The organism is Nonomuraea sp. NPDC047529 (assembly GCF_040642995.1).
In the GTDB taxonomy this organism is placed as follows: Bacteria; Actinomycetota; Actinomycetes; order Streptosporangiales; family Streptosporangiaceae; genus Nonomuraea.
On the sequence record NZ_JBEYTJ010000002.1, the window covers coordinates 513,034 to 525,693 of the forward strand.

The 12,660-nt window shown below is 70.4% G+C and carries 14 protein-coding genes; 6 read left to right on the forward strand and 8 right to left on the reverse strand.

Going from position 1 to position 12,660, the window contains the following annotated elements:
• Position 1: 1 nt before the first annotated feature.
• From ABZ815_RS05970 to ABZ815_RS05990, 5 genes are all read right to left on the reverse strand, one after another.
• Positions 2 to 682: a copper homeostasis protein CutC gene (locus tag ABZ815_RS05970; protein WP_357694445.1), complete on the reverse strand. Its 681-nt coding sequence runs from the start codon at positions 680 to 682 to the stop codon at positions 2 to 4.
• Between the two features lie 158 nt (positions 683 to 840).
• Positions 841 to 1,329 carry a GNAT family N-acetyltransferase gene (locus ABZ815_RS05975; RefSeq protein WP_357694447.1) on the reverse strand — a complete coding sequence of 163 codons (489 nt, stop codon included), beginning with the start codon at positions 1,327 to 1,329 and terminating at the stop codon, positions 841 to 843.
• A 313-nt stretch (positions 1,330 to 1,642) separates the two neighbouring features.
• Positions 1,643 to 2,395 carry a GntR family transcriptional regulator gene (locus ABZ815_RS05980; RefSeq protein WP_357694449.1) on the reverse strand — a complete coding sequence of 251 codons (753 nt, stop codon included), beginning with the start codon at positions 2,393 to 2,395 and terminating at the stop codon, positions 1,643 to 1,645.
• Between the two features lie 836 nt (positions 2,396 to 3,231).
• Entirely contained in the window at positions 3,232 to 3,675 is a 444-nt protein-coding gene (locus ABZ815_RS05985; protein WP_357694451.1) for a zinc ribbon domain-containing protein, read from the reverse strand.
• A 3-nt stretch (positions 3,676 to 3,678) separates the two neighbouring features.
• Complete coding sequence (locus ABZ815_RS05990; RefSeq protein WP_357694669.1) at positions 3,679 to 4,839, reverse strand: acetyl-CoA acetyltransferase; 1,161 nt, start codon at positions 4,837 to 4,839, stop codon at positions 3,679 to 3,681.
• 549 nt (positions 4,840 to 5,388) lie between these two features.
• Here ABZ815_RS05990 and ABZ815_RS05995 point away from each other — a divergent pair.
• The 6 genes from ABZ815_RS05995 to ABZ815_RS06020 all read left to right on the forward strand — a co-directional run bounded on the left by ABZ815_RS05995 (position 5,389) and on the right by ABZ815_RS06020 (position 11,177).
• Positions 5,389 to 5,910, forward strand: a complete 522-nt coding sequence (locus ABZ815_RS05995; protein WP_357694671.1) for a flavin reductase family protein — start codon at positions 5,389 to 5,391, stop codon at positions 5,908 to 5,910.
• Positions 5,897 to 7,018: an acyl-CoA dehydrogenase family protein gene (locus ABZ815_RS06000; RefSeq protein ID WP_357694453.1), complete on the forward strand. Its 1,122-nt coding sequence runs from the start codon at positions 5,897 to 5,899 to the stop codon at positions 7,016 to 7,018. The genes ABZ815_RS05995 and ABZ815_RS06000 overlap by 14 nt, the downstream gene beginning before the upstream one ends.
• A gap of 11 nt (positions 7,019 to 7,029) precedes the next feature.
• A complete protein-coding gene (locus tag ABZ815_RS06005; protein WP_357694455.1) occupies positions 7,030 to 7,803 on the forward strand; it encodes an SDR family oxidoreductase in 774 nt (257 codons plus the stop codon).
• A 63-nt stretch (positions 7,804 to 7,866) separates the two neighbouring features.
• Positions 7,867 to 9,162, forward strand: coding sequence for a DUF2252 domain-containing protein (locus tag ABZ815_RS06010; RefSeq protein WP_357694457.1), 1,296 nt, complete (start codon positions 7,867 to 7,869; stop codon positions 9,160 to 9,162).
• 28 nt (positions 9,163 to 9,190) lie between these two features.
• On the forward strand, positions 9,191 to 10,396 hold the full coding sequence (locus ABZ815_RS06015) for a hypothetical protein (RefSeq protein ID WP_357694459.1): 1,206 nt from the start codon (positions 9,191 to 9,193) through the stop codon (positions 10,394 to 10,396).
• 34 nt (positions 10,397 to 10,430) lie between these two features.
• On the forward strand, positions 10,431 to 11,177 hold the full coding sequence (locus ABZ815_RS06020) for an SDR family oxidoreductase (RefSeq protein ID WP_357694460.1): 747 nt from the start codon (positions 10,431 to 10,433) through the stop codon (positions 11,175 to 11,177).
• Here the strand turns inward: ABZ815_RS06020 and ABZ815_RS06025 are convergent, their stop codons facing one another.
• From ABZ815_RS06025 to ABZ815_RS06035, 3 genes are all read right to left on the reverse strand, one after another.
• Positions 11,178 to 11,993, reverse strand: a complete 816-nt coding sequence (locus tag ABZ815_RS06025; protein WP_357694462.1) for a hypothetical protein — start codon at positions 11,991 to 11,993, stop codon at positions 11,178 to 11,180. It lies immediately after the preceding gene.
• A gap of 90 nt (positions 11,994 to 12,083) precedes the next feature.
• Positions 12,084 to 12,341: a hypothetical protein gene (locus ABZ815_RS06030; protein ID WP_357694464.1), complete on the reverse strand. Its 258-nt coding sequence runs from the start codon at positions 12,339 to 12,341 to the stop codon at positions 12,084 to 12,086.
• A 33-nt stretch (positions 12,342 to 12,374) separates the two neighbouring features.
• The gene (locus ABZ815_RS06035; protein ID WP_357694466.1) at positions 12,375 to 12,632 is read right to left on the reverse strand and encodes a hypothetical protein; all 258 of its coding nucleotides are present in this window, start codon (positions 12,630 to 12,632) and stop codon (positions 12,375 to 12,377) included.
• Positions 12,633 to 12,660 lie beyond the last annotated feature (28 nt).

A 12,660-nucleotide genomic window follows, 5' to 3' on the forward strand; every position in this document is an offset into this window, starting at 1 on the left:
CTCAGTCGCGCTCGACCAGGGAGCGCCACTGCCGGACCAGCCGCCACTCGACCGGGTCCGTCCAGCTCGCCCGTACGGCCGAGCCCACGTGGAAGGCGCGGATGCCGTAGTCCAGCAGGTCGGGCACGTGGGCGGGCTTGAGGCCGCCGCCGGCCAGGATGATCGACCCGTCGCCGGCCTCGGCCCTGGACCTCAGCGTCGGCAGCCCCGCGCCGACCCCGTGGGGGGAGCCGGAGGTGAGCACGGTCGCCAGGTTGGGCAGCAGCCGCACGGCCCGCCAGGACGCCTGCACGTCGGCGGCGTGGTCCACCGCGCGGTGGAAGGTCCACGGGAGCGGCGAGACGGCGTGGATGAGCGCCTCGGTGGCCGCCAGATCGACCACGCCCGCGCCGTCCAGGAAACCGAACACGAACCCGGCCGCGCCCGCCTGCGCGAGCGCCTTGGCGTCGCGGCGCAGCCGGTCCAGGACGTCGGGGTCGGCGAGGAAGCCGGCCTCGCAGCGGAGCATCACCATCTGGGGCAGGGGGCATTCCGCGGCGATCGCGGCGACCGTCTCCGGTGCTGGGGTGAGCCCGTCGGCCGCCATGTCGGCGACGACCTCCAGGCGGTCGGCGCCGCCCTGCTCGGCGGCCACGGCGTCGCGCACGTTCAGCGCGATCACCTCAAGGAGGGAACCGGTCATGGAGGAGAGGTTATATGGTGCTCTGTCCACTTGCGCCGGAAACGCACGTGCCCATTGAGGCCCTTGCGGTATGATCTTGGACCCACACGACCGGCTGGGCGGCGCGACCGCCGGCCGGACCCGGCCCCCCACCGGACCGGATCCGGCCAGAGGGGTCGCTAGGCGCTGATCAGCTCCGCGACCGTCAGGTCACGGAAGGCCGTCGTGGACAGGTCCCGCGACGCCCGCTGGAACAGGGCCCCGGACGAGCGGTGCGGCAGGTCCACCGTGCGGACGTGCCGGAAACCGCGCCTGCGGTAGTACTCCTGGAGCCGCGGGTTGGCCTTGGCGCAGTCGAGCCGGAGCCAGGGCAGCCCGGCGGAACGGGCCGAGGAGCAGGCCCAGTCGAGGAGCGCGTCACCGAGCCCGCTGCCGGACCACGGCCGCGCCACGGCCAGCTTGTGGACGTAGAGCGCGGCCCCCGGAGCGTCGGCGGGGGTCCAGAACTCCGGGTCGGCGTGGTCGTCGAGGGCGATGGTGGCCACGGGCGGGGTCTGCCCGTCGAGGTCGAGATAGCGGAGTTCGTCGTCGAGCAGGTACAGGGTCCGCTCCTCGATGAGCGGCTCGATCCGCTCGGGGCCGAATCCCTGCCGCGGCCACTGCCGCACTCCCTTCGTGTAAAGCCACTCGGCGGTGTCCGCGAGAAGCCTGAGTACGCCGGGAAGGTCCGCGGGCTCCGCGCGCCGGAGTGCGAGGGGGTGAAGGAGGGTGTTTGTGTGCATAATACAGCCCTTCGATGCGTAGGGTGCCCATGCCGACACAGAGCGTGATGGCACGATGTCGCGCAGGGGCGAAACGGGTCCTCAACCCGATATATATGGATAAATGGCGATTTAGGGGAGTATGCACGACTCCCCTAGGCCAGCGAGGCGGCTTTCTCGCTGCGCCCGGCCGGCGGGATCACCCCTTCAACCGAGCCCGTCAGCGGCGACGATCGAGCTCGTATCTGATCAGATGTTTGTCGGCGGGCAGCACCGACACAGCGACACGCACGGGTATGTCGGCCCCGTCGTACCCGACCCGGACGTACACCATGACTGGTGTGCCGAGTTCGAGTTGGAGGCGCTCGGCCTCCTCCTGGTTGGGCATGCGGGCCCAGATGTCGTCGACGACGCGTATCTGCGCATGGCCCAGTTCTTCCAGGACCCTGTTCGCCCCTCGTGCGATGTCTCCGGGCCTGGCGATCTCGGAATCGGCGACCAGATCACGGGGAAAGTAGGAGTCGTTGGTGTTGTACGGCTGGCCGTCGACGAACCGCAGACGGCGGCGCACGACCGCCAACTCCCCATCCGCCAGCTCCAGCCTGCTGGCGATCTCCTCGACGGGAGAAACCGTCAGCACTTCAATGTACTGGCTGGGCGCCCGGCCTTCCTGCGCAACGGCGTAGGCGAAGGCCTCCTTCAGTTCTCCGGTGGGCTGCGGCTCCAGCTCGCGCTGCGGGTAGATGAGCAACGGCCTGCGGTCCCGGACCACCGTGCCGCGCCGCGGCGTACGCGTGACCAGTCCCTCGTTGACGAGCTCTCCGAGGGCCAGCCTGACGGTGTTCCTGCTCACCCCGTGGTCTTCCATGAGCTGTGCCTCGGTCGGCAGCTGCGCCCCGGGGCCGAGGACACCCGAGTAGATGGCTCGACGCAATTCCGCCGCCACCTGCTGATACAGCACCGACCTTGCCACTTTCACCCCTTTTGTTCCAACAATTTAGACGATCTGGTTCTAGCAGGCCACAACCCCTTGACCGAAGCCCCTCGACCGGCCCATCATCCATTCGTTGGTACAAATCCATCTAAAGGCCGGTGAGGGGGTGGAGGCCAAGTGTTGCCGGTTCACTCGGACACGCCGTTCCTGCCCTGGCAGAACCCTCGTGAAGCAACTCGTTTACTGCGTTACGCGTTGCGACGCGCCGGGTTCCCCCACAGATGTCAGAGCACGGAAATGGGAATGTCCGTGCTCTCGGTGTCGACCGAACCGACCGTGTGGCGCATAGACGGATCCTTTGTCTGGAACGAGGAGGGTGGCGCCCCCGTCACGCACCCCATGGATGACCCGATCGGCTCAGCTCGACGCATCACCGCTCGTCGCCGGCGGCACGTGCCTTCGCACACCCCCACCGACTCCGTGCGCGAACTCACGGCCTAGGACTCCATCCCTCGCCGGAGTCCTGGCGTCGCCGCTCACGGGGCAGGAAGCGCGTCCTGGCGGGTCCCCCACGCCCGCCAGGACGCGCCTTCCTCCGAGGGACCCTCTTGCGCCGCCGTACCGCCCCCGTGTCCGGAGGGCTGCGCGCCACCCGGCTCAGGCCCGGGCCGGCGGCAGGAGTCAGCGGTCGTGACCTCGGGGTCACGGCTGTCGCCGAGTCGCTACCGCACACGTACGCCGCCAAGTCCGGGTCGCCTCCATGTTTGACGCCTCCGCTTCATCATCAACCCTTGAGGGCCAACCTGGGGGCACCTTCGCAATGGTGGGACTGGTGGGAATTTCCGGTACCAATCGAAACTCCGGACCGAGGTCGATCAGCGGGAGGATGTGCGCTCGGGCGAATGGGCATCCAGATCCCCGCTCAGGGGCTCCCAGTCGAGCAGGGTCAGCCGGTCGTCGATCCGCGTGCGGACCCCTCGTACGCGCCGGCCGGGCTCCGGCTCGGGAGCGGCGCCGCGCCAGTTCCCGTGCACCAGGCAGCCGGGGACCGCGTCCAGCCGGACCATCACCACGACGTACGGCTCCGCCGCGCCCGGCATGAAGGGCCGCCGGTTGACGATCCAGCTCTCGACCACGCCCTCGGCCGGCACCGGGTCCCACCGCCACGCCTCCCCCCGGCAGGACGGGCAGAAGGCCCGCGCCGGGAAGCGCGCGGTCCCGCAGCCGTCGCAGCGCTGAACCGCGAACCCCTCCCGCGCCAGGCGCTCCCACCACTCGGCGGAGTCGCGGTCGGGCTCGGGACGGGGACCGTGGGCCATGGGTCACGACCTCCTGAGGATCAGTGCGGAGGTGGCCGGCAGGATGTAGCCGGGCTGGGCCGTCGAGAGCGCCACTTCGGCGCCGGGCACCTGCCGGTCGCCCGCCTCGCCCCGGAGCTGGGCGACCGCCTCGGCGATGTGGTTGACGCCGTGCACGTACCCCTCCGACAGGAAGCCTCCGTGGGTGTTCACGGGCAGCTCGCCGTCCAGGGCCGTGGCTCCCGACTCCACGTACGGGCCGCCCTCGCCCTTGCCGCAGAAGCCGTAGTCCTCCAGTTGGACGATCACCGAGTACGTGAAGCAGTCGTAGATCTCGGCCACGTCCACGTCGCCGGGGCCGAGACCGGCCTGCGCGTACAGGCGGGGGGCCAGGGTGGCGGCCGCGGTCACCGTGGGGTCGGCCGGGCCCGTGCCCGACAGGTGGGACGTGCCGCCGCCCCAGGCCGCCGCCGAGATCAGGACGGGGTGGCGGCGCAGGTCGCGGGCGCGTTCGGCCGTGGTGACGACGACCGCGCAGGCGCCGTCGGTCTCCAGGCAGCAGTCCAGGAGGCGGAACGGCTCGGCGATCCACCTGCTGGCCAGGTAGTCCTCCAGCGTGATGGGGGTACGCATGAGCGCCCGCGGGTTCTTGACCGCGTTGGCGCGCTGGGTGACGGCCAGCCGGCCGAAGTGCTCGGGTCTGGTGCCGTACCGGAGCATGTGGGCGCGGGCGTACATGGCGTACTGCTGCGGCGGGGCGAAGTAGCCGTACGGGGCCTGGTACTGGACCTCGGGGCTCGCCGGGAGGCCGCGTCCGGTGCCGCCCATGCGGAACTCGGACCGGGCGTTGACGGCGCGGTAGCAGACGACGGTCTCGGCCATGCCCGTGGCCACGGCCAGGGCGGCCTGGCCGACGACGGCGTGCGAGACGCTGCCGCCGCCGAACTGGTCGAGGTGCCAGGCGAGATCGGGCAGGCCGAGCGCGGGGGCCACCAGGGAGGGCGGGGCCGAGTCGCCGACGCGGTGGGTGGCCAGGCCGTCCACGGCGTCCGGGGGGAGGCCGGCGTCGTCGAGGGCGGCGAGGATCGCGCGGCAGGCGAGGGTGAGGGTGCTGACGCCCGAGTTCTTGGTGAAGGGGGTGTAGCCGACTCCCGCTACGGCGGTCACATCCCGAAATTCAAGCAAGCGCTTGGGCACATCGGCCACGCTATGCCCCTCCCTTTCCCCATGTCAACCACCACCCCGCAGCCCCAGGGACGCCTCCCTCAAGGGGACGGCACACCGGAACACGCAAGCCGACGGACGAACGAACGACCCTCGCCGTACACCTTGCGCCGACCCGCACCGTCCCCCGCCCCACCGACCCGGCGCCGGAGTCGGACCCGGAACCTCCCACCAGAAGCCGCCGAGAACCGTCCCAGCACCGGCCGAGCGGCGCGGGGACCGGGGCGAGGGCCGGCGCGGCCGGGAGGGCGGCCGCCGGAGGCCCGCGGCGCCACCGGCACGGGCGGGCGGGCGGCGGGCGGCGGGCCTGCGTGGGCGGCGGGTGGGGTGGGTTGACAGCTGGGTGGGGTGGGCTTAGTGTCCAAGCAAGCGCTTGGTATGTAGAATGGGCGCAGTCGGTCACGAGGAGGCGGACCCATGAGCACACACGCTGCCCGGCTCATCGCGCCGGACGGCTGTCGCGGCCTTCCGACGCCCCACCAGCGCAGCAGGACTCGCAACGGAGCCGCCATGCCGCCCGGCCCTTCACAGCACAGCGGGAACGGCCACCCCGACAGCCGCCGGTTCCGGCAGGTCCTCGGCAGGTTCGCGACCGGCGTGGTGGCGATCACCGCCCTCGATCCGGCGGACGACCAGCCCTGCGGCCTGGCGGCCAACTCCTTCACCTCGGTCTCGCTCGACCCCCCGCTGGTGGCCTTCTGCGTCGCCCACACCAGCACGAGCTGGCCCCGGGTACGCGGCGCGAAGGTCGTCACCGTGAACGTGCTGGCCGAGCACCAGCAGCCGGTCTGCGCGCAGATGGCGGCCAAGGGCGGTGACAAGTTCGCCGGCCTGGCCTGGACCGGCTCCCCCGGCGGCAACCCGGTGCTCGAAGGCGCGCTGGCCTGGATCGACTGCGTGATCGAGGCCGAGCACCCAGCGGGCGACCACATGATCGTGGTGGCCCGGGTGCTGCAGCTCGACACGCACGCCGACGGCGGCCCGCTGGTCTTCTTCCAGGGCGGCTACGGAGGATTTGTTGAGCCTTCGTGAGGAGGCCCGCGCCTGGCTGGAGAAGAGCCTGTCCGGCGAGTTCGCGCACGTCCGCGGCCTCGGCGGCCCCGGCAGGGAGCACGAGGGGCACGAGCTGCGCCTGGCCTGGGAGCGCCGGCTCGGCGAGGCCGGCTGGACCTGCCTGAGCTGGCCCGAGCGGTACGGCGGCCGCGCCGCCTCCCTCGACGACCAGGTCGCCTTCTACGAGGAGTACGCCAGGGCCGACGCTCCTGCCCGGGTCGGCCTGATCGGTGAGGGGCTGATCGGCCCGACCATCCTGGAGTTCGGCACCGACGAGCAGAAGGACCGCTTCCTCCCGCCGATCCAGCGCGGCGAGGAGCTGTGGTGCCAGGGTTACTCCGAGCCCGAGGCCGGTTCCGATCTGGCGAACGTCCAGACCAGGGCGCGGCTCGAAGGAGACGAGTGGGTCGTCTCCGGGCAGAAGGTGTGGACATCGCTGGCCCACGTCGCCGACTGGTGCTTCGTCCTGTGCCGTACCGAGGAGGGCTCGCAGCGGCATCGCGGGCTGTCGTACCTGCTGGTGCCGATGGGACGGCCGGGCGTCAGCGTACGTCCGATCAGGCAGCTCACCGGCACCTCCGAGTTCAACGAGGTGTTCTTCGACGGCGCGCGCACGGCGGCGGGGAACGTGCTCGGGGCGCCGGGCGAGGGCTGGCGGGTGGCCATGGCCACGCTGGGCCACGAGCGCGGGGCGTCCACGCTGGGCCAGCAGATCGGGTTCCGGCGGGAGCTCGCCGAGGTGATCGCGACCGCCCGGCGGACGGGGGCGGCCGACGATCCGGTGCTGCGCGACCGGCTGGTCCGGTCGTGGCTGGAGCTGGAGATCATGCGGATGAACGCCCTGCGCATGCTGCGCCCGGACCCGGGCCCGGAGGTGTCGATCGCCAAGCTCTACTGGTCGGAGTGGCATCGCCGGCTGGGCGAGCTGGCGCAGGAGGTCCAGGGGAAGGCCGGGCTCGTGGCGCAGGACGGGCTGAACGACCTGCAACGCTTGTATTTGTTCAGCCGGGCGGACACGATCTATGCCGGGTCGAGTGAGATCCAGCGGAACATCATCGCCGAGCGCACTCTCGGACTCCCCCGCTGATTGGAGCACGGATGGCACCGCCCTATCCGAAGTCGCACGGCCTGCTCGACGGCAAGGTCACGCTGGTGACCGCCGCCGCGGGCGCGGGTATCGGCTACGCCACCGCCAGGCGCTGCGCCGAGGAGGGGGCGACGATCGTCATCTCCGACCGGCACGAGCGCCGCCTGTCCGCCGCCGCCGAGTCGCTGACCGAGCTGACCGGCGTCAAGCCGCTGGCGGTCCCGTGCGACGTGACGTCAGAGCCGCAGGTGCTGGCGCTGTTCGACGCGGTGGTGGAGGCGCACGGCCGGCTCGACGTGGTGATCAACAACGCCGGTCTCGGCGGTACGGCCCCGCTGGCCGAGATGACCGACGAGCAGTGGCACGCGGTCGTCGACGTCACCCTCAACGGCACCATGCGCTGCACCAGGGCGGCGGTCCGGCACATGATCGGCCAGGGCTCCGGCGTGATCGTGAACAACGCCTCGGTGGTCGGCTGGCGGGCGCAGCGCGGGCAGGCGCACTACGCGGCGGCCAAGGCCGGGGTGATGGCGCTGACGAGGTGCGTCGCGCTGGAGGTCGCCGAGCACGGCGTCCGGGTGAACGCGGTGGCGCCGTCACTGGCCGTGCACCCCTTCCTGGCGAAGGTGACGAGCGAGGAACTGCTGGCCGAGCTGGCCGCCAAGGAGGCGTTCGGGCGGTCGGCCGAGCCGTGGGAGGTGGCCAACGTGATCGTCTTCCTGGCCAGCGACTACTCCTCGTACATGACGGGCGAGACCGTCTCGGTCTCCTCGCAACATCCCTGAGCTGGCCCTGTCAGGGAGAATTCGGGGTAGGCGGCGGGGAGGCGGCGGACTACCGTCCGTGTCATGGGCACACGCTCCTCCTTCCTGCTCGACGTCCTGATCAGTGAGTTCGGCGAGTCGATCAAACGGGACCCGGCCGCCTTCCGGCGCAAGTTCCGCAAGATGGCGGCCTCCCCCTTCGCGTTCTACCGGGGCAGCGCCGGCCTGTTCTACGCCGACCTGACCGGCGACTTCGCCGACGGCTCCTACGTCGACGAGCCCACCGGCCGGGTCTGGATCCACGGCGACCTGCACGCCGAGAACTTCGGCACGTACATGAACGCCTCCGGGGTGCTGGTCTTCAACGTCAACGACTTCGACGAGGCCTACGTCGGCCCCTACGTCTGGGACCTCAAGCGCTTCGCCGCCAGTGTGGCGCTGATCGGCTACGCCAAGGCGCTGTCGGACGACACGATCAGCACGCTGGTGGGCGAGTTCGGGCGGGCGTACCTGACCGAGCTGCACGGCATCGCGACCGGCGGCGACGACGCCATCGGCTCGCTCACCCTGGAGACCACCGGCGGCGTGCTGCACCGGGTGCTCCAGACGGCGCGGCTCAGCACGCGGGTGGCGATGCTGGACGTCGAGACCGTGATCAACGACTACGACCGGCGCTTCGCCCTCATGGACGGCCGGGAGCCGGTCGACGCCGCGACCCGGGAGCAGGTGCTGGCGGCGTTCGAGGGCTACCTGGCGACGCTGCCGACGCCGTCCAACCCGGTCGAGCACGTCGTCAAGGACGTGGCGCTGCGCAAGGGCGTCGGGATCGGGTCGGCGGGGCTGCCGTCGTACAACCTGCTGCTGGAGGGGCGTTCGCAGGCGCTGGAGAACGACGTCATCCTCTACATGAAGCAGGCCCAGGCGCCGGCCGTGGCCCGGTACGTCGACAACGAGAAGGCGGCCTCCTACTTCCTGCACCAGGGCCACCGCACGGCGGAGTCGCAGCGGGCGTTGCAGGCCTACGCCGACCCGTGGCTCGGGTACGCCTCGCTCGGCGGGGTGGGCCAGCTCGTGGCCGAGGTGTCGCCGTACTCGGCCGACCTCGACTGGGACGACGTCAACGAGCCGGACGAGCTGCGTTCCATCATGCGCGACCTGGGACGGGCGGTGGCCCGCATGCACTCGGTGGCCGACGACGAGTCCAGCCACGACCTGGTGGACTTCTCGACGGAGGAGGCGATCGTCAGGGTCATCGATGGCGATCAATCCGGATTCATCGGCATGTTGGTGGATTTCGCCCACCGTTATGGGGCACAGGCTCGGGAAGACCATCAACGGTTCGTCGACCTGTTCAGGAACGGTCGCCTGCCCGGCGTGTGAGCCCTCGCGGCGACCGCGGAGGAGCATCGTGCGTCATCTCATTGGGCTGCTGCTGGGGACCGAGGAGGACTGGCCGGCGGCGTTCGAGACCGTGTTACGCCGGCTGGGGCCGATCAAGGGGGTGGGCGAGTTCGACGTCGAGCGCATCACGATCGAGCCGTTCGACCTGCGCGCCAAGCCACGCCACGAGCTGGTGATCGACCGCCTGGCGTACTGGTACTACCACCCGCGCGAGTGGCTGAAGAAGATCGCCATGATGGACGACGTCTATCTGCTGAACAGCCCGTTCACGTTCCAGTCGATGGAGAAGCACGCGGCCTACTGCGCGATGATGCGGCTGGGCCTCAAGGTGCCGGAGACGGTGCTGGTGCCGTACAAGAACCCGCTGGACAACGCCCGTTACGCCTACACCGCCGAGCGCTACAACCGGTCCTTCGACCTCGACGCGGTCGCCGAGCGCATCGGCTACCCGCTGTTCATGAAGCCGTACGACGGCGGGGCCTGGCGGGGCGTCTCCCGCGTGCGCGACCGCGACGAGCTGCACCGCGCCTACGACCAGAGCGGCGAGATGCTCATGCACCTCCAGCAGTCCGTCGAGGGGTACGACGCCTTCGCCAGGTCGCTGTCGATCGGCGCGGAGACCATGGTCATGCGTTTCCGCCCGGACGAGCCGATGCACGACCGCTACGCCGTGGACCACGAGTTCCTCTCGCCGTCGGTGGGCGAGGAGGTCGTCACCGTCGGGCGGCTGGTGAACGCGTTCTTCCGCTGGGAGTTCAACTCCTGCGAGACCCTGGTCAAGGGCACGGACGTGCACCCGATCGACTACGCCAACGCCTGCCCCGACGTGGCCCTGACCAGCCTCCACTACTACTTCCCCTGGGCGATCAAGGCGCTGGTGAAGTGGAGCGTGTTCTGCGTGGCCACCCGCCGCCGCCCACGCATCGACCTGGAGACGCACGACTACTTCGAGGTCACCGGCGACTACGGGGAACGGCTGGCCCAGTACCGGAAGCTGGCCGACCGCTACTTCGAGGTGGACCGGTACGAAGAGTTCTGCCGTACCCATCTGGGGCACCTCGATGAGGTCGTACTGGACTGGGTGGCCGGGCCGGAGTTCGACCGGTTGCTGGTGGACACGGTCGCGGCCACGTACCCGGCGGGCGAGCGTGAGCGGTTCACCGAGCACTTCCGCGGGCTGCTGCGACTCTGGGTGAAGGACGCGGGCAGCTAGTAACCGACCGGTCGGTATGGCATGCTTCCGGAACATGACTCTGTTCTCGGTGGAAGGCAAGACGGTCGTCGTCACCGGTGGTTCGCGCGGCATCGGCCGCATGATCGCCGCCGGGTTCGTGGAGGCGGGCGCGACCGTCGTCATATCGGCGCGCAAGTCGGCGGAGGTCGAGAAGACGGCCACAGAGCTGGGGTGCACGGCCGTCCAGGCCGACCTGTCCACGCCCGAAGGGGTGGACACGCTGGTCACGGCGGTGGGCGGCCCGCTGCACGTGCTGGTCAACAACGCCGGCGCGACCTGGGGCGCACCTCTGGAGGAGTATCCGGAGCACGCCTTCGACAAGCTCTGGGACATCAACGTCAAGGGCGTGTTCTACCTGACCCAGAAGTTCCTGCCGCACCTGCGGGAGGCGGCCGGCGCGGACGACCCGGCCCGGGTGATCAACGTGGGCTCGATCGACGGCATCCGGGTGCCCGCCCTGGAGAGCTACGCCTACTCCTCCACCAAGGCGGCCGTGCACATGCTGACCCGCCACCTGGCCAGGCAGCTGGCCAAGGACCACATCACGGTCAACGCCATCGCCCCTGGGCCGTTCGACTCCAAGATGATGGCCTTCGCCCTGGACGATCCCGCCACCCGCGCCGCCATCGCCTCGAACATCCCCCTGGGACGGATCGGCCGGCCCGACGACATGGCGGGCGCGGCCATCTTCCTGTCCTCGCGGGCGGGGGCGTACCTGACGGGCACGGTCATCCCGGTGGACGGCGGGATCTCCTGCTGATCAGACCAGCTCGACCAGGGCCCGGGCGAGGTTCGCCGCGGCGTCCGGCGCGTAACGCAGGAACAGGTACGGCTCGGTCAGCTCCAGCTCGATGACCACCGGCGTGCCGTCGGACAGCCGGACCAGGTCGATCCTGGCGTAGAGAAGGGCGTGGGGAATGGCTGCGAGCACCTTCTCGGCCAGGTCGACCTGGTCCGGGGCCGGGGTGCGGAGCTCGGCCCGCGCGTTGTGGTCGAAGGTCGCGCCCGCCGCCAGCATCGGATGGCGCCGGACGGCGTGGCTGAGGCGGCCGTTGAAGTACAGCAGGGAGGTCTCGCCCTCCGACTCCACCATGTCGAGGTAGGGCTGGACCATCGGCTGCCGCCCCGCGGCCTGGAGGGCGGTGGCCAGCTCCGCGGCCTTGCCCCGGTCGGTGGTCCTGGTCGTGTCGCGGGCCCCGGCGGAGATCGCCGGCTTGACGACGTACTCCGGCCAGTCGGGCAGGTCGTCGGCGGACCAGTGGGTGGGCACGGTCGGCACGCCCAGGTCTCTCAGATAGGTCTTGTCGGTGTTGCTCTCCAGGACGGCGGCCGGGTTGAGCAGCCGGGTGACGGACTCCACCCTGCGGGCCCAGGCCAGGAACTCCTCGCGCCGGTCGATGTAGTCCCAGACCGATCGCACGACGACGGCGTCGTAGGCGCTCCAGTCGGCTTCGGGGTCGTCCCAGCGTTCGGCGCGGGCCTCGATGCCGTGGGCCTGCCAGTGGGAGAGCGCGAGGTCACGCTCGTCGTCCTGGCCGGTTCGGTCGTCAAAGGTGACATATGCGCATTTCGTCATCCACGGATGGTAGTGGGGGCGGGCCGGGTCATCTCGACCCGGCCCGTACGGGAGCGCCCTCTCCGCGCCGGAGGACGCCCCCGGGTCCGGTTAGGAGTCGACGCTGGAGCCGGCGTGGCTGGCGTCGGTGGCGGTCGTGGCGTTGCCGTTGACGTTGTTGACACTCGTGGCGTCGGTGCCGCTCACGTTGACGTTCACGACGTTGCCGAAGTTGTTGCCCGACTGCGAGGTGTCGTGGTTGGAGCTGGAGTTGCCCGAGGTGATGTCGGCGTAGGCCGGGGAGGACAGGAGCGTCAGGGCGGCGGCCGCGGCGACGGCGCCGGTGGTCACGCAGAGCTTCTTCATCATGTCGATGTCCCTTCCTTCAGAGCTGTACGGACGTCAGTGGAAGATGTAGGTCACCGCGACGCCGCCGTCGGTGGCGGTGGACGCGATGCCGTTGATGTTGTTGACGTTGGTCGAGTCCCAGCCACCGTGGTTGGCCGCGGAGACGTCGCCGAAGTTGTTGCCGGCCTGCGACGAGTCGCTGTTGCTGCTCCAGTTGTCGGACCAGGTGTCAGCGTGGGCGGGAACGGCCGCCATGGCGACGCCGGCGGCCGCGGCCAGGACGGCACCCGCGGCGCTCAGCCTTTTGATCACTTCTGCTCCTTACCGGTGAGGACCCCTT